This is a genomic window from Pseudomonadota bacterium, from assembly GCA_008501635.1.
Lineage (GTDB): Bacteria > Pseudomonadota > Gammaproteobacteria > QQUJ01 > QQUJ01 > QQUJ01.
Map to the genome: position 1 here is coordinate 83,697 of QQUJ01000016.1, position 20,491 is coordinate 104,187.

Genomic DNA, 20,491 nt, shown 5'->3' on the forward strand with positions numbered 1-20,491 from the left:
TGGCGTCCACGGCATTCCGCCCTACAAACCGATGTTAGGACATTCCTATGCCTAATCAGCGGATACATTGGAGTATGCCTCGCGGGTAGGTTCGCGCCACAACCGCCTGATCGAGCCGACCCGTCTCCTGGCTGGGGCGTAACACTAGACCTTTCTTGGTTATGTTGCAAGGCACAATTTCTGTGTCAATACCCGAATCAAGCTCACAATTTTCCAAGAAACTGGGGGCATTTACGTGATTTCGCGATGCACCATTTCGAGCACCAGGTCTAATTGTTTGAATTCCAATCGTTATCCGGATATTTTGGCCAGCCTGGCGGGTATTCACCCACCCCCTGGTGCAGCCAGGGCACTGCAAGGCCAGAAGCTACGCGCGTTCGGGGGGGATGGAATAGGTCGCTGTTACATGGGCAACCATATCATCATCACCCTCCGAATAGATCGCCACCTCCCCGACCGCAAGTCGCCGGCCGAGCTTCAGCATCTTTCCCTTCGCAATAACCGCGACGGGTCGCGGACGACGCAAAAAGTTGCAGTTGAGACTGGTCGTCACTGCCAATTCGACGCGGCCGATCATACTCAGAACCAAGGCATACATCGCCAGATCCGCCAAACCCATCAGCACCGGCCCGGAGACGGTACCTCCGGGGCGCAGGAATTTATCGTTGAACGGAAGGCGCACAACGACTTCTCCGCCACCCAGTTCGACAACCTTGGGCCCGAGGGTGCCCACGTAGGGAACATGTTCATAGGCAAGTTCCTCGAACTCTTCGGGAGTGATTTTCGACACCGCAACACCTCTCTCACTGGCCTGCCAGAGGCCATTGCGTCGCCTCAGAATGCCGCCTCATCCAGCTCCATCACTGCCTCGCTGCCAGCCTTGATGGTCTCGCTCAGGGCGCCAGTCGCGGGCAGCAGCCGCTGAAAATAGAACCGCGCAGTCGCCAGTTTGGCCCGGTAGAAATCGGCTTCCGCCCCTCCTACCTGTTCCAGCGCAACCCGCGCACTTTGGGACCACATGTATCCCAATGCAACCAGCCCGAAGAGACGGAGATAGTCGACAGCTGCTGCACCCGGCTCATTGGGGTCAGCGGCATTGCGTTGGACGATCAACCGTGTAACGTCACGCAGCCTGTTCAACGCCGACTCAAGAGGAATGAGGTACGGCTCCATTCCCGTAGTGCCTCGTTCTTGCTCGACGAACTCCGATACCATATCGAAAAAACGGGTGGCCAGTCGTCCGCCATGCAGAAAGAGCTTGCGGCGCACCAGGTCCATCGCCTGCACTCCGTTGGTTCCTTCGTAGATCTGCGCAATGCGCGCGTCGCGCACATATTGCTCCATACCCCATTCGCGGATATAGCCATGCCCACCGTAAACCTGCAGCATTTGATTGCAATTTTCGAAGCCTAAATCGCTGAAGAAGGCCTTCACGATTGGCGTCAGCAAGGCCACCAGATCATCCGCTCGCTCGCGCTCCGAAGGCTCGGGATGCCTGTGTGCCCGATCGATCTGAAGCGCAACCCAGCCCGCCAGGGCTCGGCACCCTTCATTGTAGGCGCGTACGGTCAGCAGCATACGGCGCACATCGGCGTGGACAATGATCGGATCCGCCGGCTTTTCGGGATAGCGAGGACCTTCAGGAGCCCTGCCCTGCAACCGCTCCCGAGCATAAACAACCGCATTCTGATAAGCGATTTCTGCCAATCCCAATCCTTGTAGTCCGATCGCCAGACGTTCTGTGTTCATCATGGTGAACATGCACGCCATACCCTTGCCAGGAGCACCAACCAAAAATCCTTCTGCGTTATCGAAATTGATGACGCAGGTTGCCGCGCCCTTGATTCCCATCTTGTGCTCTATTGATCCGCAGTGCACACCGTTGCTCTCGCCCGGCTGGCTGGCAGCATTCAGTTTGAACTTCGGGACTATGAAAAGACTGATTCCTTTGATGCCGGGAGGAGCATCCGGCAACCTGGCGAGCACGAGATGGATGATGTTCTCGGTAAGATCCTGCTCACCGCCGGTGATGAAAATCTTGCTGCCCGTAATTCGATAGCTGCCATCCGCAGCGACTTCCGCCTTGGTGCGTATCAGACCCAGATCGGTGCCGGAATGGGGTTCGGTAAGACACATGGTCCCCGTCCAGCGCCCTTCCACCATCGCGGGCAGAAACCGTTGTTTGAGTTCATCCGACGCGTGAGCGGCAAGCGCCCGGTAAGCACCATTGGTGAGCACCGGATAGAGGCTGAATGCGACATTGGCGGCACACCACATCTCTTCAACCATAAACTCCAGGATTGCCGGTAGCCCCTGCCCACCGTAGCGGGGATCGCACCCAAGTCCGTTCCAGCCACTCTCAATGAAGGTTTGATACGCCTGCTTGAATCCCTCTGGCGTCGTCACGGCACCACGCTCGTATCGGCACCCCTGCTCGTCCCCAGTCTGGTTGAGAGGCAGCAACAAACCCTCCGCCAGCTTTCCCGCCTCTTCCAGCACGGCATCGATCAGATCAGCGCTCAGCTCTTCGAAACCGGGCAAAGCATTCAGTAGATGCTCTGCCCCAAATAGTTCATGGATTACGAAGCGCATATCGCGCAGGGGTGCTTGGTAGATTGGCATAGAGTCCTCCGAAAACCTGGCAACTATCTGTTTTTTATACTGTTATCTCTTTGATACGATGATTCGGCCTGAACCAACGGTTGGAGCTGCTTCGACATCTCCCCTGAGAGCCGCGCTCTGGGAAAAGGGCAAATCCATCGGTTTCCTAAACATAGCACCAAGGCGTTCAGGACTCTGTCTTCGAACCGACAAAATCTGATCACACCAGACATGCGCCGCCCAACTTTTTGATGCGAATCAAACCCTTGTCTGTTGACAGATCACACCACAGGACAATGATGGTATAAACCCCCTGAAAGCGAATTTGTCGGTCTCAGGAGCCCCGATGGAGATTCCAGCAGGACAAGACGCCGTCGCGCAGGGCATTGCTCAGGCGATGATCGATGGCTTCGACAAGCACTACCGAATCTTTCGCGAATGCGGCGTAAAAGCCAAATCGCTGTTTGAAGCGGGGGATTGGCATGGTATCCAGCAACTGGTAAGGAACCGCATCCAGTTCTATGACGATCGCGTTCGCGAGGTAGTCGATCGAATAAACTACGAGTTCAACGCCTCCGAACAGGATGACGACGCCTGGCAAAAAGCCAAATTCCTCTATGTGGGATTATTGATAAACCATAAACAGCCTGAGTGCGCAGAGACATTCTTCAATTCGGTTTGCTGCAATATTTTGCATCGAACCTACTTTCACAACGGCTTTATATTTTTCCGTCCGGGTATCTCCACAGAATATCTGGAATCAGATCCGCCGACCTATCGGGTCTACTACCCGCAGGACCCCACCATGCGGGGGTCCATGCGGCAGATGTTTCTCGATTTCTGCTGGAATCAGCCCTTTGAGGATCTCGATCGCGATATCACGTTTGTACGCGAGGTCGTCAGATGTTTTTTCGTAAACAACGGAGGGCGCCCCTCGCCCGAGACCAATCTTCAATTGCAGGTGCTTCACTCACCTTTTTATCGCAATAAAGCGGCCTACGTAGTTGGCAAAGTGGTTAATGGATTCGTTGAATATCCATTTGTCATTCCGGTACTCCGCAAAGACGACGGCCAACTCTTCCTGGACACCATCCTCCTTGACGAAGAGTGCATAAACTTACTGTTCAGTTTGAATCGCGCCTATTTTCTGGTGGATATGGATGTTCCCTCCGCGTACGTCCAGTTTCTCAGGAGCATCATGCCGACCAAAGCCAAGGCAGAGCTATACACCATGATCGGCTTGCAGAAACAAGGCAAAACACTTTTCTATCGTGACCTCTACTATCACCTGTATCACTCACGGGACAATTTCGTAGTCGCCCCAGGCATCAAAGGTATGGTGATGTTGGTATTCACACTACCGTCATATCCTTACGTTTTTAAAGTTATCAGGGATGTGATTTCACCGCCTAAAGAGGTGGATCGCGCGACCGTAATGGCCAAATACCTCCTCGTAAAGCAGCACGATCGTGTCGGCCGCATGTCTGACACACTCGAGTTTTCCGATGTTGCATTGCCTGTAGAACGATTCGATGACGAACTGCTCGCAGAGATCAAAGAGCTTGCCCCATCGCAATTCGAGAGAGAGGGAGACTCAATAATTATCCATCACGTCTATATTGAACGACGAATGACCCCACTCAATATATACCTCGATACGGCCACGGATAGAGAAGCGGAAAATGCCGTGAAAGAGTTTGGTAATGCCATCAAGGAGCTTGCCAGTGCCAACATATTTCCAGGAGATCTGCTGTGGAAAAATTTTGGTGTCACACGCAATAGGCATGTGGTTTTTTATGATTACGACGAAATCGAGTATCTAACGGATTGCAATTTTCGTCGCATACCACCCGCTCCCTCCCCAGAATTCGAGATGGCCTCGGAGCCATGGTACCCGGTAAGAAAGAACGATGTGTTCCCTGAAGAGTTTGAGCACTTTTTGCTTGGGGAGCGCCGAGTAAGAAACTGGTTCATGAAATATCATTCCGATCTGTTGACACCTGATTTCTGGCAACGCATGCAAGAACAGATCAAGGAGGGATATCTTGTGGATTTCTTTCCGTATCCTGTTTCTTTACGTTTCTGCCACTTGTTCCCGAATGACTCCCTCGAAGCTCTCTCAACAGCCAGCAACGAATGCTGATACCTGGCTTTCAAACCTATAGCGGGTAAGCAGCGCGGCACATGGACCAGCTTTGAGATTCACCAACTGCACGCCGACCAATGCCGAAACTAACCCACCCCGAACAGGCCCTCTTCGACGGATTGGCACCCCCGCCCGTACTTGCGGCATGCGAACATTTTGCGGGCAAGCGGAAACTGATGGAAAAAGCGTTGCTCATCCAACAAGAGATGGGGCCTGTTTTCGATGTCACATGCGATTGCGAGGATGGAGCCCCCACCGGGAAAGAGCGCGAGCATGCCCAAATGATCGCCGGGCTACTGAACGGACCACTGAATCGTTTCAAAAGGGCCGGGGTGCGCATCCACGATTATTCACACCCAAACTGGAGAAGTGATGTAGATATCCTGGTGGGTACGAGCGGACATCTACTTTCCCATATAACGATTCCAAAGCCCACTTCCGCGAAACAAGTGGCTGCGATGATCGACTATATACGGCATATCGCGGAACGCCACGGTATTGAGCGGCCGATCCCAATCCACATTCTTATAGAGACACAAGGCAGCTTACGCGAGATCTGGGATATTGCATCCATCGATGCAGTAAAAGTTATCGACTTCGGCCTTATGGATTTCATCAGTGATCACCATGGCACAATACCGGCACGATGCATGCGCAGCCCCGGACAGTTTGAACATCGACTCCTGATTCGGGCTAAAAGCGAGATTGTCGCGGCTGCGCTCGCCAATGGCTGTGTTCCGTCACACAATGTCACTCTGGAACTGCGGGACAGCCGTACAGTTTATAACGATGCACTAAGTGCCCGGTACGATTACGGCTTCTTGCGTATGTGGAGCATCCATCCGATGCAAATCCAACCTATCATCAATGCAATGAAACCTGATCTGACGGATGTGCACAATGCGGCAGCTATTCTGCTATCCGCTCAGCGGGTTGAATGGGCCCCCATTCAATATGAAGGAGAGCTGCACGATCGTGCCTCATATCGTTACTACTGGCAGCTACTCAAAAGGGCCCACGCAACCGGCATCAGCCTGCCCCTGCAGGCGCATCAGGCATTCTTTACTTCGATCAGACAACCTTGAAGCAAGTTCAACCATAAACAGTTCGAGCGGCCGAAAGCGTGTCCGCGAACCTGTTCAGGTGCGCTGGTTCAGGCCAGCTTGTATACCCCGCGCCCGGCGGAACTGATTTTTCCCTGACGCTTTAGGCTTGCCAGAGTTTGGGGCAAGTATTTTGTCGCAATCCCTTCACTATCCAATTGCGCCTTGATCTCTTTGCTGCTGACCGACTTGGACCGACCTATTATCTCCAGCACACGCGCGGTGGTAGATCCCTGCCGCACCCCGCCACCGGATCCGCCGCTGCGTTTTACCACTCCCGCTTTTTTGCGGAGCCTGCGCAGTAATTTATCCAATTCGGAAATAGCTGCCTTGTACTCGACATTGAGTTCCTTCTTTTGGGCCTCGAGTTCAGCAATTTCCTCGCGCACAGATTCCTTTTCCAAGTCTTTTTCCTGTTTTTCTCGCAGACGCGCCAATTCAAAAAGTTCTTCAGCGCTCATCTCGGATAGATCACGTTTCTTTGCCATGTAATAGTCTCTTTATGATGATTGATAAATCGCTGTGCATCCGCTGCGACGGCTTACTCTTCCTTGTGAACACTATAACATATATGTCTAATACCGATAGTAAGCTCTGCTTTAAAATTGGGCAAACAGGTTCAATATTCTATATCAACGATCTGCTGCTGAAGGTTAACCATCCGCGCTATCGGTAACTATTTTCTGCAAACGCTATATTTTCGAATTACCTCATTTATCTTTATTCGAGGAAAACATAATCAGCCGGTATATATATTCACCCGTATCACTCGCAGAATACCCGGTTTTATCTGCTGCACCGTATTGCTTGAGTTCCCTTGCCGCGAATCGGATTGCTCGTGGGATCAGAGCGCCATCGATCAGGTGCTCAGAACCTCCCATTCTCAAAAAGGACCTGTCTCGCGACCATCCTGCTCGTACATCGCCTGTGCCGAAAGCAGCCGGCCAGGACAATCCCTTACAATCCTGCCAATACCGGAGACTGGCTGGGTGATAGCAGCCGGGAAGGAAACTAAAAACTTGTCATGCGAGTCCAAACCGTCAACCGCTATAACATAGCGGTTCATTTTTTTACCCGATTATGGTTATGATTAAGACTTGTAGCGCAGGCAATGGTAGTGGATCGATGAGCGGAGACCGCCCACCCAACCCCAAAATTTTACGCCTCGACAGCTCGGGCTTACCGGTGCGTTGGCTCAATTGGCAGCAAGCCACGATTCTCTACTCACTGGACAGGATAGCCTGGACGTTGGGCAACCACGAGTTCGAATTCCACGGCGGTTACAACCGGGTTACCGGGATTCGCTCAACGATCAGGGTCAATTCGATTGTCGCCGTCAAAGGCCATACGCATCGTAAGGGACTTCACCGAAAGGTGCCCCCACTGACCAATCGCGCGCTTTTCCTTCGCGACGAGCATTTTTGCATGTACTGCGGTGGACAGTTCGATACATCTTTGCTGACACGCGACCACATCATTCCGGTTTCCCGTGGAGGAAAGGACAGTTGGTGTAACGTGGTTTCGGCTTGCCGCGCCTGCAATACCCGCAAGGGGGGGCGAACCACCGATGAAGCCCACATGCCCTTGCTTGCGGTTCCTTTCGTTCCCAATTTTGCAGAGTATCTGGCGTTGTCGAATCGGCGCATCCTGGCCGATCAGATGGATTTCCTACGTGCGCAGTTCGGCAACAACAGCCGTCTGTTCATGAATCGTCGCTTGGCCTGACATGGATTCATCGCCCGCTGAACTGACGGCTCGACTTGTCGATCTGGAAATACGGCTCTCCCACCAGGAGGTCGCAATCGAACAAATTACCAGGCAAGCGCTTGATCGCGATAGGGAAATCCATCTCATGGCAGCACGCTTACACACCCTCGAGCAACACTTGCGGGCACTTTCTCCGCCCGATCCGGCCACCTCGGAGGAGGAAACACCACCGCCTCACTACTAGAACCTATCTCAGAATCCCCCGCGAGCTGTGCCGGTCGCTCGCGGAGGCAGACGGTGCCTTTATCCCTGCCCTACGACGACGGGTCGTGGCGATTTCGTTCCTTCGCTTCTGCAGCGTACCGCATGGATGATCCCCGCGGCGTCCAACCCCAGTTCGGCCATTACGTCCCCGCGTTCTCCATGCTCGACAAAGTGGTCGGGTAAACCGAGATGGGCAATGGGAATCGTGACACCGCGACAGGCGAGCAACTCGGCGACTGCGCTCCCCGCTCCGCCAGCGATGACATTATCCTCAATGGTGACCAAAAATTGGTGCTTCTCCGCCACCTCAAGTATCAGTGCTTCATCCAGTGGCTTGACGAACCGCATGTTGATGACCGTGGCGTTCAGCTGTGCCCCTGCCTCCAATGCAGGCGACAACATCGCCCCAAACGCCAGCAGCGCCACGTCAGCCCCCTCGCGACGGATTTCCGCCCTGCCAATGGGTAGCGCCGACATTGCAGACTGGATCTCTACACCCATACCCGTGCCGCGGGGATAGCGCACGGCTGCGCAACCATTGTGCTGGAACCCGGTATAGAGCATCTGCCGGCATTCGTTCTCATCGGCGGGCGCCATAATCACGAGATTGGGAACGGCGCGCAGGTAGCTCAGATCGAAACTGCCGGCGTGCGTCGCGCCATCCGGTCCCACTATTCCCGCACGATCGATCGCCAGAAGCACCGGCAGATTCTGCAGGGCCACATCGTGGATCAGTTGATCGTAGGCGCGTTGCAGGAATGTGGAATAAATCGCCACCACCGGTTTCAATCCCTCGCAGGCCAAACCGGCGGCGAAGGTCACGGAATGCTGCTCGGCGATGGCAACGTCGTAGTAACGATCAGGGTACTGCTGCGAAAAGGCTACCAATCCGGAGCCCTCGCGCATCGCAGGGGTGATACCTACCAGCCGTTTGTCCCGGGCGGCCATATCGCACAACCATTGGCCGAAAACTTCGGTATAGGTAGCTCCTTTGGATCGGGCGGTATGAGATTTGGGTGGGCTCAAGGCATGGTACTTCACCGGATCCGATTCGGCGGCCTCGAATCCCTTGCCCTTACGCGTGACAACGTGCAGCAAACGCGGTCGTTTCATGCGCCGCAACCCGCGCAACGTTGCCAGCAAAGTCGGCAGATCATGCCCGTCCACCGGCCCAAAATACTCGAAGCCCAATTCCTCGAATACCGTCCCGGGTACCAGCATGCCCTTGGCATGACGTTTCGCCAACTTGGTAAATTCGAACACCGGCGGCACATACCGCAGCAGCTGTTCGCTTCCTTCCCTCATCGTGGTGTAAAAACGACTCGACAACAGCCGCGACAGCGATGTCGACAACGCTCCCACATTGGGCGAGATCGACATCTCATTGTCGTTGAGAATTACCAGTAGATCGACATCCAGATCCCCGGCATGGTTCAAAGCCTCGTAGGCCATCCCGCCGGTGAGTCCGCCATCGCCGATGATGGCAACTGCCTTGCGTTCGATACCCTGCTGTTTCGCGGCTATCGCCATGCCCAGCGCGGCACTGATCGAGGTGCTGGAATGCCCCACACCAAAGGCATCGTAAGGGCTCTCCTCGCGGCGTGGAAAGCCCGACAATCCATCCTTTTGCCGCAGTGAGGCCATAGCGTCGCGCCGGCCGGTCAGAATTTTGTGGGGGTACGCCTGGTGCCCCACATCCCAAATCAATCGGTCATCCGGAGTATCAAAGATGTAGTGCAGCGCGATGGCGAGCTCCACCGCCCCCAGCCCGCCGGCAAAATGGCCGCCGGAAGCGCTCACCGACTCCACGAGAAAAGCGCGCAACTCCTTGGCCAACGCGGCCAGGCGTGATTCGGGCAGGCGCCGCAACGCCTCGGGTGAGTCCGCCAGACTGAGCAGGGAATAGTGATTTGCGTCGGACATCGTTCGCGGGAGAGCGGCTTGCTGGAGTGGTCTACTTTAGCACGGATAACTCACTCCTGCCCTGCCCGGATACGCCGAATGGTGTAGCATTGGAGCGCAACTCCTTAAGTTCAGCCTATGCTCCAAGCAGACTCCCCAATTCCACCCGGTGACGGTGATCTCGCCTTTCAAGCGAAAAGCCTCGAAGCGGTATCGCGCACCTTTGCCCTGACCATTCCGCAGCTCCCCGCGGCGCTTGGTCAGGTCATCGGCAACGCCTATCTGCTATGCCGTATCGCCGATACCATAGAGGATGACAGCGGCTTGTCGGCCCGGCAGAAACGTGAATTTTCCAATCGCTTTATCGCCCTGCTCAACGGACACGGCGATGCGGCTGCGTTTGCAGCGGAACTCCACCCGCTGCTGACCTCGGCGACACTTCCCGCCGAACATGAACTGGTCCACCGGACCGAGCGCGTCCTGCGGATCACCCGCAGCTTTACACCCACGCAACAGGCGCACCTGGAACGTTGCGTTCGAATCATGTCGCAGGGGATGGTGGAGTTTCAGAATCGCAGCGATCACTCGGGACTCCCTGATCTCGCGGCCTTTGATCGCTACTGCTACAGGGTGGCGGGTGTGGTGGGCGAGATGCTCACTGAGGTTTTCTGTGAATATTCACCCGAGATTGCCCGCCATCACAATCAGCTTGGCGCGCTCGCCATCTCGTTCGGCGCGGCGCTACAGATGACCAATATCCTCAAAGATGTCTGGGAAGACCAGCAGCGCGGCGCCTGTTGGTTGCCGCGTGATCTTTTCTCCGCGCACGGCTGCGATCTACACCAGTTGAATCGCGAGCGATCCAATCCTGCTTTCCAGGCTGGTATGCAAAAGATGATCAGTCTTGCGCATGGTCACCTGCGCAACTCGATGTCCTATCTGCTCTTGATCCCCGCGCACGAATCCGGCATCCGCCGTTTCTGTCTGTGGGCACTGGGCATGGCCGTGCTCACCCTGCGCAAGATCAACAACAATCTTCACTTCACCTCCGGCCAGCGCGTCAAGATCTCGCGCGATGCCGTACGCTGGACCATCGCTCTCAGCAACCGGTTCTCGGAAAACGACGCCATGCTGCGCGCGCTATTCTGGCTGAGCACACGCGGACTGCCAGCTGCAACAATGCCGACTCCCGAGTCGATGAGCGCCTGCCGCGGCGAACCTGCCGTCTAGATCCGAAGCTACTTCGCGCGCGGGGATCGAGGCTCAAGACATGGCTTTCGACGCCCGCCCTGTCTGTCGAACAATCGGAAACGAAAGGGGTGCGGACCTCCTATTTCCGCACCCCCCATACAGGAATTTGCAAAAGCTTATCGCGCGCCTGCCTTGGCCTCGAGTCGCATTTTGTGCAGCGTAGGCTCCGTGTAGCCGTTGGGAACCTCTCTGCCCTTGAAAACCAGATCGCAGGCAGTCCTAAAGGCAACACCGTCAAAACCAGGAGCCATGGCGACATACGCGGGATCACCCGCATTTTGACGATCGACCACCTCGGCCATGCGCTTCAGCGTCGCCAGTATCTGGTCTTTGGTGACAATGCCGTGATGCAACCAATTGGCCAAATGCTGACTGGAGATACGCAGTGTTGCGCGGTCCTCCATCAGGCCGACATCATGGATGTCCGGCACCTTGGAGCAACCCACACCCTGATCGATCCAGCGCACCACATAGCCGAGAATTCCCTGGCAGTTGTTATCCATCTCCTGCTGAATCTCTTCCGCCGACCAACTGGGTTCCGCGGTCACGGGAATGGTGAGGATATCGTCCAGACTCGCCGGCTTGCGGGTCGCCAGATTGCGCTGGCGGGCGGCGACGTCGACCTTGTGGTAGTGCATGGCGTGCAGCGTCGCGGCGGTGGGTGAGGGAACCCATGCGGTATTGGCGCCGGCCATGGGATGCCCGACCTTGGCCTCGACCATTGCCTTCATCTCGTCCGGCATCGCCCACATCCCCTTGCCGATCTGCGCCTTGCCGATGAAGCCCGTGGCCAGTCCTTGATCCACATTCCAGTCCTCGTAGGCGAGTATCCACGGTGCGCTCTTCATGTCACCTTTGCGGATCATCGGGCCGGCTTCCATCGAGGTGTGGATCTCGTCACCGGTGCGGTCGAGAAATCCGGTATTGATAAAGATCACACGCTCCCTGGCGGCACGGATGCACTCTTTCAGATTCACGGTGGTGCGCCGCTCCTCATCCATGATACCGACCTTGAGTGTGTTGCGCGGCAGATCCAGCGCCTGCTCGACACGACCGAACAGTTCCACCGTAAATGCGACCTCCTCGGGACCGTGCATCTTGGGCTTGACGATATACAGGCTGCCTGTGCGGCTGTTGCCGTGCAGCCCGGTTCCCTTGATGTCGTAGAGCGCTACCAGCGCGGTGACCATCGCGTCCAGCAGTCCCTCAAAGATCTCCTCCCCGTCGCCGGTCAGCACGGCGGGATTGGTCATCAGATGACCAACATTACGCACCAGCATGAGGCTGCGCCCAGGCAGGGTAACCTCACCCCCATCGGGAGCAAGGTAGCTGCGATCCGATTCCAGAGTGCGGACCAACGGTTTCCCTCCCTTCTCCAGGGTTGCCTGCAGATCACCGCGCATCAGACCCAGCCAGTTGCGATAGACCAGCACCTTGTCCTCGGCATCGACCGCTGCCACCGAATCCTCACAATCCTGAATGGTCGTCAGCGCGGACTCCATCACCACATCCTTGATCCCGCCTGGACTATCTTTGCCGACCGGGTGCGCAGGATCGATGTACAGTTCAATGTGCAGACCATGGTGACGCAGCAAGATGACCGCAAGGCGTCCCTCTTCCTCGCGGTAGCCGACAAAGCGCTGAGGCTCGCTTAACGTCGTGGTTTCGCCATCCGTCAAGGTAACGGTAAGCGCGCCGTCAGCCACTGCGTAACCGGCGACCTTGGCATACTTCCCTTTGGCCAACGGGACCGCGGAATCGAGAAACTCGTTGGCATAGGCCACGACTTTGGCGCCACGCACCGGATTGTAGCCGCCGCTCTTTTCAGCCCCGTCCGACTCGGGGATCACGTTGGTGCCATAGAGGGCGTCGTAGAGGCTCCCCCATCGGGCATTGGCCGCATTGAGTGCATAGCGGGCATTGCTCACCGGGACCACCAATTGCGGCCCGGCCATGGTGGCGATCTCGCGATCGACATTTTTGGTGGTGATTTCAAAGGCATCGCCTTCGGGCACCAGATAGCCGATCTCCACCAGCATCGCTTTGTAAGCCGCCGCATCGTGGGGCTGGCCCCGGTGAGCCAGATGCCAGGCATCGATCTTGGCCTGCAGTTCATCGCGTCGTTTCAGCAACGCCTTGTTCCGCGGCATGAGGTCACTGACGATCTCGCCGAACGAGGCCCAGAATTCATCGGCATCTATTCCGATCCCCGGCGTGATCTCGTCCTTCACCAAGTCGTAAAGCGGCCTGGCGACCTGCAGACCGCCGATTGTGATCCGATTGGTCATGATTTCTCCTCGTCGTCGTAAGCTATGATTCTTGGTCGATACCCGAGTCGGTGTCAAACCGAGGGGTCGAGCAGTTCGATCCAGTGGTGAACCGGAACCGCTGCCCGAGATTGCAGGTGCAGTTGGCAGCCGATGTTGGCGGTCGTGATCAGCTCTGGTGAACCCGCCTCCAGATGGTCAACCTTGTTGGCAAGCAGCTGTTGTGACAGCTCTTCCTGCAACAGCGAGTAGGTGCCGGCCGAGCCGCAACAGAGATGGGCGTCGGCGACCGGCGTCAATTCAAACCCAAGTCGCCGGAGAATATCCGGCACCGTGTTCGGCAGCTTTTGCGTATGTTGCAGGCTGCAGGGCACATGACAGGCCACCTTGCGTCCGCGACCATCGACCTGCAGTCGCTCCAGCTCCTCGTTGTCCAGCACCTCGCTTGCATCACGCGTCAGCGTCGAAATACGGCGCGCCCGATCCGCATAGTCCGGATCGTTGCGCAGCAGATGGCCGTAGTCCTTGAGCATTGCGCCGCACCCGCTGGCACTGGCAATGATCGCCTCAACGCCCGCCTCCACATGCGGCCACCATACATCGACATTGTGACGGGCGGCGGCCAATCCCGCCTGGTGTGCGGCAAGATGATAATCCACCGCACCGCAACAGCCCGCTTCGGGAGCACTGACCAGGGAGATCCCCAAGCGATCGAGTACCCGTGTCAATGCGTTATTGGTGGCCGGCGTGGCGACCGACTGAGCACACCCCTCCAGCACCAGCATGCGACGGGAATGTGTCGCGGGCGGTCTGCTGCCGATCGCTTGCACCGCCGGGATGCGCCGTTGCAGGCTCGCGGATAACAGCGGTCGTAACGCACGGGCAACGCTCAGCACTAGCTTGAAGCGTTCGGGACGTGCCAACACCGCACGCAGCAGGCGACGCTTGAACCGTTCACCGAGGGGCCGTTTGACCTCGCGTTCGACGATACCGCGACCGATATCCAACAGATGGTGATAACGCACGCCGGAGGGGCAGGTCGTCTCGCAGGCGGTGCAGGTGAGGCAGCAGTCCAGATGCAATTGAGTCAGACGCGAAACAGCCCGCCCTTCCAGCACCTGCTTGATCTGATAGATTCGCCCGCGCGGGCCATCCAACTCATCGCCCAGCAGTTGATAGGTGGGGCACGTCGCGTTGCAAAACCCGCAATGCACGCAGGTACGCAGAATTGCGTCGGCTTCCCGACCCTCCGGCGTATTGCGGTATTGGGGTGCGAGGGCAGTTTCCATAACGTTTAAAGCGTCGCGTAGAGGCGTCCGGGATTAAACAAACGCTGCGGATCGAAGGCCTGCTTCAGCCGACTATGAATCAATGCCAGCGCCGGCGACAATGGATGAAATACTGCACTGCCGCGATCACCGCCACTGAACACCAGGGCATGCCCTCCGGCAGCGGTCGCCGCCTCTCTCACCGTTTCCGAATCGCTGTCCGTGCGCAACCAACGCTGTGCGCCACCCCAATCGATCCACTCTTCACCCATGCCCAGGGGAGGCGTGGTCGATCGCACCGCGACGCGCCACAGGGGATCGGCAGCCGGCTGGAGGAAGGGATGCGCCAGTTCACGCAAATCACGCCAGAATCGTTCGCCCGCACCGTCCTCCGAGCCGCCCAACTCGCGGCTCGCTGCGGCTACGGCGCGGCTGGTGCCCGAGAGCCGTAGCCGCAGCACCGTGCCGTCGTGACACGCCCCGGAGACCGGCAAGGGCTTGGCAGCGGTAGTGTTCATGAACTCGACCGCCGTCCCGGCATCGCACTCGCGGAGCAGAGTCAGTTCCTGTTCCGGCTTGGGCAGCACCTTGAGACTCACCTCGAGTATGATGCCGAGTATCCCCAACGATCCGGTCATCAGGCGGGACAGGTCGTAACCCGCAACATTCTTCATCACCTCACCGCCGAAACGCAGCTGTTCGCCCTGGCCGTTCAGCATCCGCACACCGAGGACGTAATCACGCACCGATCCCGTATACGGGCGTCGCGGTCCCGAAAGCCCCGTCGCCACCATGCCGCCGATGGTCGCACCGGACCCAAAGTGAGGCGGCTCGAAGGGCAACATCTGACCCTGCGCCGCCAGGGTTTCCTCCACCTCGCGCAGCGAGGTACCGGCCCGCGCGGTGATAACCAACTCCTTGGGTTCGTAAGCGACGATACCGCAGTGCCCGCTGATACCGATGGGCGTCCCCGTACTGGCACGTCCATAGAAACCTTTGCTGCCGCCCCCCATGATCGCCAGAGGAGTTCGATCGGCAGCCGCGGCGACCACGCGCTCCTGCAGTGCCCGGGTCAGATCCGTCGTCATGATCTGACAGCCTGTGTCGGCAATGTGCGGTACTCGGAACAGCGCCGTGGCGTCGGGATCCCCTTGCCCGGATTCAGCAGTTCCTGCGGATCGAAGGCGCGCTTTACGCGCCGGAACTGCTCCAGTTCTTCCGGCGTGAACTGCACACACATCTGATTGATCTTTTCGATGCCCACGCCGTGTTCGCCGGTAATGGTTCCACCCACCGCCACGCACAGTTCGAGAATCGCCCCGCCGAGCGCCTCGGTACGCTCCAGTTCACCGGGGTTATTGGCGTCATAAAGAATCAACGGATGCAGGTTGCCGTCGCCGGCATGAAAGACATTGGCGACGCGCAGCCCGTATTGCTGTGAAAGTTCGGCTGTGCGCTGCAGCACCTCGGGCAGACGACGGCGCGGGATAGTGCCATCCATGCAGTAGTAATCGGGAGAGATACGGCCCACCGCGGGAAATGCCGCCTTGCGGCCCTTCCAGAACCCCAGGCGCTCTTCCTCGTTGCGTGCAGCGCGCACCGCCGTGGCGCCGCAGTCACTCAGCAGGGCGGAAACCCGCGCGATCTGCTCGATCACCTCTTCCTCGATACCATCCACCTCACAGAGCAGGATGGCGGCGGCATCCACCGGATAACCGGCATGGACGAAATCCTCCGCCGCTTTGATGGCGGGACCGTCCATCATCTCCAATCCGGCCGGAATGATGCCGGCGGCGATGATCTCGCCTACCGCGCCGCCCGCCTTGCCCACATCATCGAAGGCAGCCAGCACGACCTGGGCGCTGCGCGGCAGCGGCAACAGTTTCACCGTTACCTCCACCACCACGCCCAACATCCCTTCCGAGCCAATCATCAACGCCATCAGATCCAAACCGGGCGCATCGAGGGCATCGGCACCGATCTCGATCAGCTCGCCTTCCATGGTTACCACTTTGAGCTTGAGGACGTTGTGAACCGTCAATCCATACTTGAGGCAGTGCACACCCCCGGAGTTTTCCGCCACATTGCCACCGATGGTGCAGGCGATCTGCGACGAGGGATCCGGGGCATAGTAGAGCCCCAACGGAGCCACCGCCTCGGAGATGGCCTGATTACGCACCCCGGGCTGCAGGCGCGCGGTGCGGGTATCGGGATCGATCTCGAGGATCGCCTGGAAGCGTGCCAGACTCAGCAGTACGCCCGTCTCATGCGGCAGCGCGCCCCCGGACAGACCGGTCCCCGCCCCGCGCGCAACCACAGGCACCCCCCGCTCGTGGCACAGGCGGAGTATCGCCTGCACTTCGGCGACGGTACGCGGGAGAACGACCACCATGGGCAGCTGCCGGTAAGCGGAAAGGCCATCGCACTCGTAGGGACGGCGCTCTTCCTCGGCTTCCAGCACGGCGTCTGCGGCAACCAGAGTGCGCAGGGCGCTCAGCAGGTCCGTGCGCTTCGGGTCCGAGGGGGTTTGGGTCCGCATCGACGATTTTTTCCGGAAAAATTGCTGGCCTTCAGGATAGACTTTGCCTACACTTTTCACAATACACAACTCATTTCATATAGTGAAATGGCATCCATACAGGTCATTCAACGCGCCGGTGCGCTGCTCGATGCGATTGTCAGCCAGGGCGACACGGCTACGCTGAAAATCCTGGCCGCCGAGACGGGTCTTCACCCCTCCACCGCGTTCCGCATCCTCGCATCGCTGAGTGACGTAGGCCTTGTCGAGCGTGATACCCGGGGAGGCTACCTGCTGGGCGCGAAACTGCGTCAGCTCGCCTCGCGCATCCCGCTCGACTTCGACCTGCGCACCTGCGCGCTGCCCTATATGGAGCGCCTGCGCAACACCGTCGGCGAGACGGTCAATCTCACGCTGCGCGCCGGTGATGAGATCATCTACATCGAGCGCGTCATCTCCAAGCGAATGATGCGCGTCGAACAGATCATCGGCAGTCGTGCCCCGTTGCATATCACGGCTGTCGGCAAACTGATGCTGGGTGAAAGCGGTGAGCGCGGCGTTCGCGATTACGCCGAACGCACCGGTCTCCCCGCCTACACGCCCAACACCCTAACCGGTGTTCGCACGCTGTTGGATCACATCCACCAAAGCCGGCAGCAAGGGTACGCTTACGATAATGAAGAGGCCGAGATCGGTGTGGGGTGCATAGGCGTACTGCTGCGTGATGCCACGGGCGCGGCCGTCGGCGGGCTCTCCATCTCATCACCCATCGAGCGCCGTCGCAGCGAGTGGATTCCACTACTGATCGCAGCCGGCGAGGAGGTTACCGCGCACATCGCCCACCGTCACGGTACGGTGTAAGTCGCGCTACCATATACCTACCCCGTTCCGTAAATCTGCCGCGGCAGCCAAAGTATCACCTCGGGAAAGACGATGCAGATCCCCAATCCCAACGCTTGCAGGCCGAGAAACGGAATCGAGGAGCGGAAGATCATCGCCATCGTCACTTCGGGTGGCGCCACGCTCTTGAGATAGAAGAGCGCGTAACCAAACGGTGGACTGAGAAACGACATCTGCATATTCACCATATAGACCACGGCGAACCAGAGCGAGATCTCATGGGGTGCAACCCCGGGCAGCCCGAACACACCATCGAAGCTGAGCCCTCTGACGATGGGCATAAAGATCGGCACCGCCAGCAGCAGGATGCCCACCCAGTCGAGAAACATGCCGAGGATCACCAGCAACACCATCATTACGAACAGGATTCCGTAAGATCCGAAGCCGGTGGCGAGCAACGCTTCACTGACGAACTGCTGGCCACCGTTAACGATATAGAAACCGACAAACATCGTGGCACCGAATACGATCCACAGCACCATGGCCGTTGCCTTGAGGGTCTGGACCGCTGCCTCATGGACGGCGCGCAGATTGAGCCGCCGCGACATCGCCGCCACCACGATTGCGCCGAAGGTACCGATACCCGCCGCCTCTACCGGTGTCGCAATTCCGGTGAAGATCACACCGAGCACCAGCACAATGAGGATCAGCGGGGCGATGATCCCGCGTAGCAAACGGATCTTTTCCCGGGTATCCACACGCTCCTCGATGGAGAGGGCCGGACCCACTGCCGGATTGATGTAGGAACGTGCTGTCACGTAAACGATATAGAGACCCGATAGCAGCAGGCCCGGAATCACTGCACCGACGAACAACTCGCCCACCGATTGTTGCGCGACCACAGCAAAGAGGATCGCCAGTATCGAGGGTGGAATCAGAATGCCCAGGGTACCGCCGGCCAGGATCGATCCGCAGGCGATGGTCGGATGATAGCCACGCTTGAGCATGGCGGGCAGGGCGATGATGCCCATGGTCACCTCCGTCGCTCCGATCACGCCCGCCATTGCGGCAAGTATGGTGGAAGCGATGATGGTCGCCGTCGCCAGCCCTCCATTCAGACCACCCAGAATCTTGTAGATGACATCAAACAGTTCCTCAATGATCCCCGCCCGCTCCAGCATCGACGCCATGAAGATAAAGAGCGGAATGGCCGACAACTGGTAGTCGGTCATCATGGGGAAGATGCGCGAAGGCAGAATGTTCAGCATCTGCGCGTCGCCAAACAGGAACAGGAACACGCACGCCAGACCGCCGGTCACAAACGCGAGCGGGAGTCCCGCCATGAGCAGCACGGCAAGCGAACCGAACATGAAGAAGGTCAGCCAGCCGATCTCGATCTCAAGACCCATGCCTCAACCCTCCCCCGCCGGTTGCGACATATGGCGACGGAGCAACACGATATCCTTGACCAGCTTGGCAATTCCCTGCAGCACCAACAGCGCCGCCCCGAGGGGCAGGGCCAGCTTTATCGGCCAGTACTGGATGGCCCACTCGGTGAACGACACCTCGCTCACGGCATACGAATCGCTGAAGAAGGTCCACCCTGTCCACAGCAGTGCGCCTGCAAAGATAAAAAAGAAGACCGAGGTGATCACATCCACCAGCACTTTCAGACGATCGGAAAAGAGCAGATAGACCACATCCACCCGCACATGCGCGTCTTCGCGCAACGCAAACCCCCCGGCCAGCAGGTACTGCATACCAAACATGAGAAACATGCTCTCGTGGGCCCAGTTGGTGGGGGAATTGAAGACGTAACGGGCGATCACCTCGTAGTAGTAAACGAAAACCGCAATCACCGCCCAGAAGGCGACGAACTCACCCGCAAAACCGTTGATGCGGTCGATCCAATCGGTAAAGCGGGTGTGAACCCGGTACGCGGGATCGTGGTGCACCTCGGCCTGGGCCCTGGTCCAGTCCCCGGGATCCTCGGTATCGCGCTCCGCCTCGCGCGCCTCGCAGCGCCTGACAAGTCCGGGCAACAGCGCCGCATCGATCAGCAACAGAATCAGGATGGCGATACCCGCCCAGCGGGCAATCCCGGACCACTCCTCGTGGTTGACCTGTGCCGCCACCATTGCGCGGCGGGCGTTGTCGAGATCGATCCCCGCCTTTTGCTGTTCGGTGACCGACTGCTTCGCGGCACGTTCGACCATGAACACCGCCACGCTGACCTCGTTGCGGGCTGCGGAGACTGCATTGCGCGCATCACGCTCATGCGCGTTGGCGTAGAGAATGGCGATGAACAGTGGGATAAAGAGCAGCCCCCACACGCTACGGACATAGAAACGATGCAGTCCCACAAATCCGCCGCTGATCCAGAGCATGTAAGCAATGCCCTTCGATACCCGGGCGCGACGGCTGGCGATTTGACGACGAGTGAGATAAAGCGCGATCAGAGGGAGCAGCAGCAGCCCCGCCCAGTAAACCCAGTGTGGCAGTACAAAAGTCAGACTTGGCATAGCGGTTTCCAGCGATCGACAGAGCCCACACAGTGCTGGGGCGCCTGTCGACGCCCCAGCCCCCTTCCTGTGCTGCGATGGCCCATAAAAGGCCTGCCCGCA

Annotated in this window: 14 protein-coding genes and 1 pseudogene; 6 read left to right on the top strand and 9 right to left on the bottom strand. The window is 58.0% G+C overall.

All coding sequences use genetic code 11. The annotated features are described in order from the left end of the window. Positions 1–367: 367 nt before the first annotated feature. Together DWQ09_07930 and DWQ09_07935 are read right to left on the bottom strand one after the other, a co-directional pair. Positions 368–790: a PaaI family thioesterase gene (locus DWQ09_07930; protein ID KAA3628591.1), complete on the bottom strand. Its 423-nt coding sequence runs from the start codon at positions 788–790 to the stop codon at positions 368–370. A 44-nt stretch (positions 791–834) separates the two neighbouring features. Beyond that, positions 835–2,622: an acyl-CoA dehydrogenase gene (locus tag DWQ09_07935; GenBank protein KAA3628592.1), complete on the bottom strand. Its 1,788-nt coding sequence runs from the start codon at positions 2,620–2,622 to the stop codon at positions 835–837. A gap of 325 nt (positions 2,623–2,947) precedes the next feature. On the opposite strand from DWQ09_07935, the gene DWQ09_07940 reads away from it, so the two are divergent. Continuing rightward, positions 2,948–4,744: a bifunctional isocitrate dehydrogenase kinase/phosphatase gene (locus DWQ09_07940; protein ID KAA3628593.1), complete on the top strand. Its 1,797-nt coding sequence runs from the start codon at positions 2,948–2,950 to the stop codon at positions 4,742–4,744. 80 nt (positions 4,745–4,824) lie between these two features. Continuing rightward, the gene (locus DWQ09_07945) at positions 4,825–5,832 is read left to right on the top strand and encodes a CoA ester lyase (GenBank protein ID KAA3628594.1); all 1,008 of its coding nucleotides are present in this window, start codon (positions 4,825–4,827) and stop codon (positions 5,830–5,832) included. A gap of 68 nt (positions 5,833–5,900) precedes the next feature. On the opposite strand, the gene DWQ09_07950 is transcribed toward DWQ09_07945, so the two are convergent. Next, the gene (locus DWQ09_07950) at positions 5,901–6,338 is read right to left on the bottom strand and encodes a hypothetical protein (GenBank protein ID KAA3628595.1); all 438 of its coding nucleotides are present in this window, start codon (positions 6,336–6,338) and stop codon (positions 5,901–5,903) included. A 637-nt stretch (positions 6,339–6,975) separates the two neighbouring features. Between DWQ09_07950 and DWQ09_07955 the strand changes: the two genes are divergently transcribed. Further along, on the top strand, positions 6,976–7,575 hold the full coding sequence (locus DWQ09_07955) for an HNH endonuclease (protein KAA3628596.1): 600 nt from the start codon (positions 6,976–6,978) through the stop codon (positions 7,573–7,575). Between the two features lies 1 nt (position 7,576). Further along, a complete protein-coding gene (locus tag DWQ09_07960; GenBank protein KAA3628597.1) occupies positions 7,577–7,801 on the top strand; it encodes a hypothetical protein in 225 nt (74 codons plus the stop codon). A gap of 59 nt (positions 7,802–7,860) precedes the next feature. Here the strand turns inward: DWQ09_07960 and DWQ09_07965 are convergent, their stop codons facing one another. Then, positions 7,861–9,744 (bottom strand): 1-deoxy-D-xylulose-5-phosphate synthase, encoded by a 1,884-nt coding sequence (locus DWQ09_07965; GenBank protein KAA3628598.1) that lies wholly within the window; start codon positions 9,742–9,744, stop codon positions 7,861–7,863. A 117-nt stretch (positions 9,745–9,861) separates the two neighbouring features. Between DWQ09_07965 and DWQ09_07970 the strand changes: the two genes are divergently transcribed. Then, positions 9,862–10,953, top strand: a complete 1,092-nt coding sequence (locus tag DWQ09_07970) for a squalene/phytoene synthase family protein (GenBank protein KAA3628599.1) — start codon at positions 9,862–9,864, stop codon at positions 10,951–10,953. Positions 10,954–11,090: 137 nt separating this feature from the next. Here DWQ09_07970 and DWQ09_07975 read toward each other — a convergent pair whose 3' ends face one another. The 4 genes from DWQ09_07975 to DWQ09_07990 are packed head-to-tail and all read right to left on the bottom strand — an operon-like array spanning position 11,091 to position 17,048. Beyond that, complete coding sequence (locus DWQ09_07975; protein ID KAA3628600.1) at positions 11,091–13,262, bottom strand: malate synthase G; 2,172 nt, start codon at positions 13,260–13,262, stop codon at positions 11,091–11,093. A 53-nt stretch (positions 13,263–13,315) separates the two neighbouring features. Then, positions 13,316–14,530 (bottom strand): glycolate oxidase iron-sulfur subunit, encoded by a 1,215-nt coding sequence (locus DWQ09_07980; protein KAA3628601.1) that lies wholly within the window; start codon positions 14,528–14,530, stop codon positions 13,316–13,318. A gap of 5 nt (positions 14,531–14,535) precedes the next feature. Then, positions 14,536–15,597 carry a glycolate oxidase subunit GlcE gene (locus DWQ09_07985; GenBank protein ID KAA3628602.1) on the bottom strand — a complete coding sequence of 354 codons (1,062 nt, stop codon included), beginning with the start codon at positions 15,595–15,597 and terminating at the stop codon, positions 14,536–14,538. Further along, positions 15,594–17,048, bottom strand: coding sequence for an FAD-binding protein (locus DWQ09_07990; protein ID KAA3628603.1), 1,455 nt, complete (start codon positions 17,046–17,048; stop codon positions 15,594–15,596). The genes DWQ09_07985 and DWQ09_07990 overlap by 4 nt, the downstream gene beginning before the upstream one ends. Positions 17,049–17,135: 87 nt before the next feature. Between DWQ09_07990 and DWQ09_07995 the strand changes: the two genes are divergently transcribed. After that, positions 17,136–17,888, top strand: a complete 753-nt coding sequence (locus tag DWQ09_07995) for an IclR family transcriptional regulator (protein KAA3628604.1) — start codon at positions 17,136–17,138, stop codon at positions 17,886–17,888. Between the two features lie 17 nt (positions 17,889–17,905). Here DWQ09_07995 and DWQ09_08000 read toward each other — a convergent pair. Continuing rightward, positions 17,906–20,389 (bottom strand): annotated as a pseudogene (locus tag DWQ09_08000) (TRAP transporter permease DctM). Between the last annotated feature and the right edge of the window lie 102 nt (positions 20,390–20,491).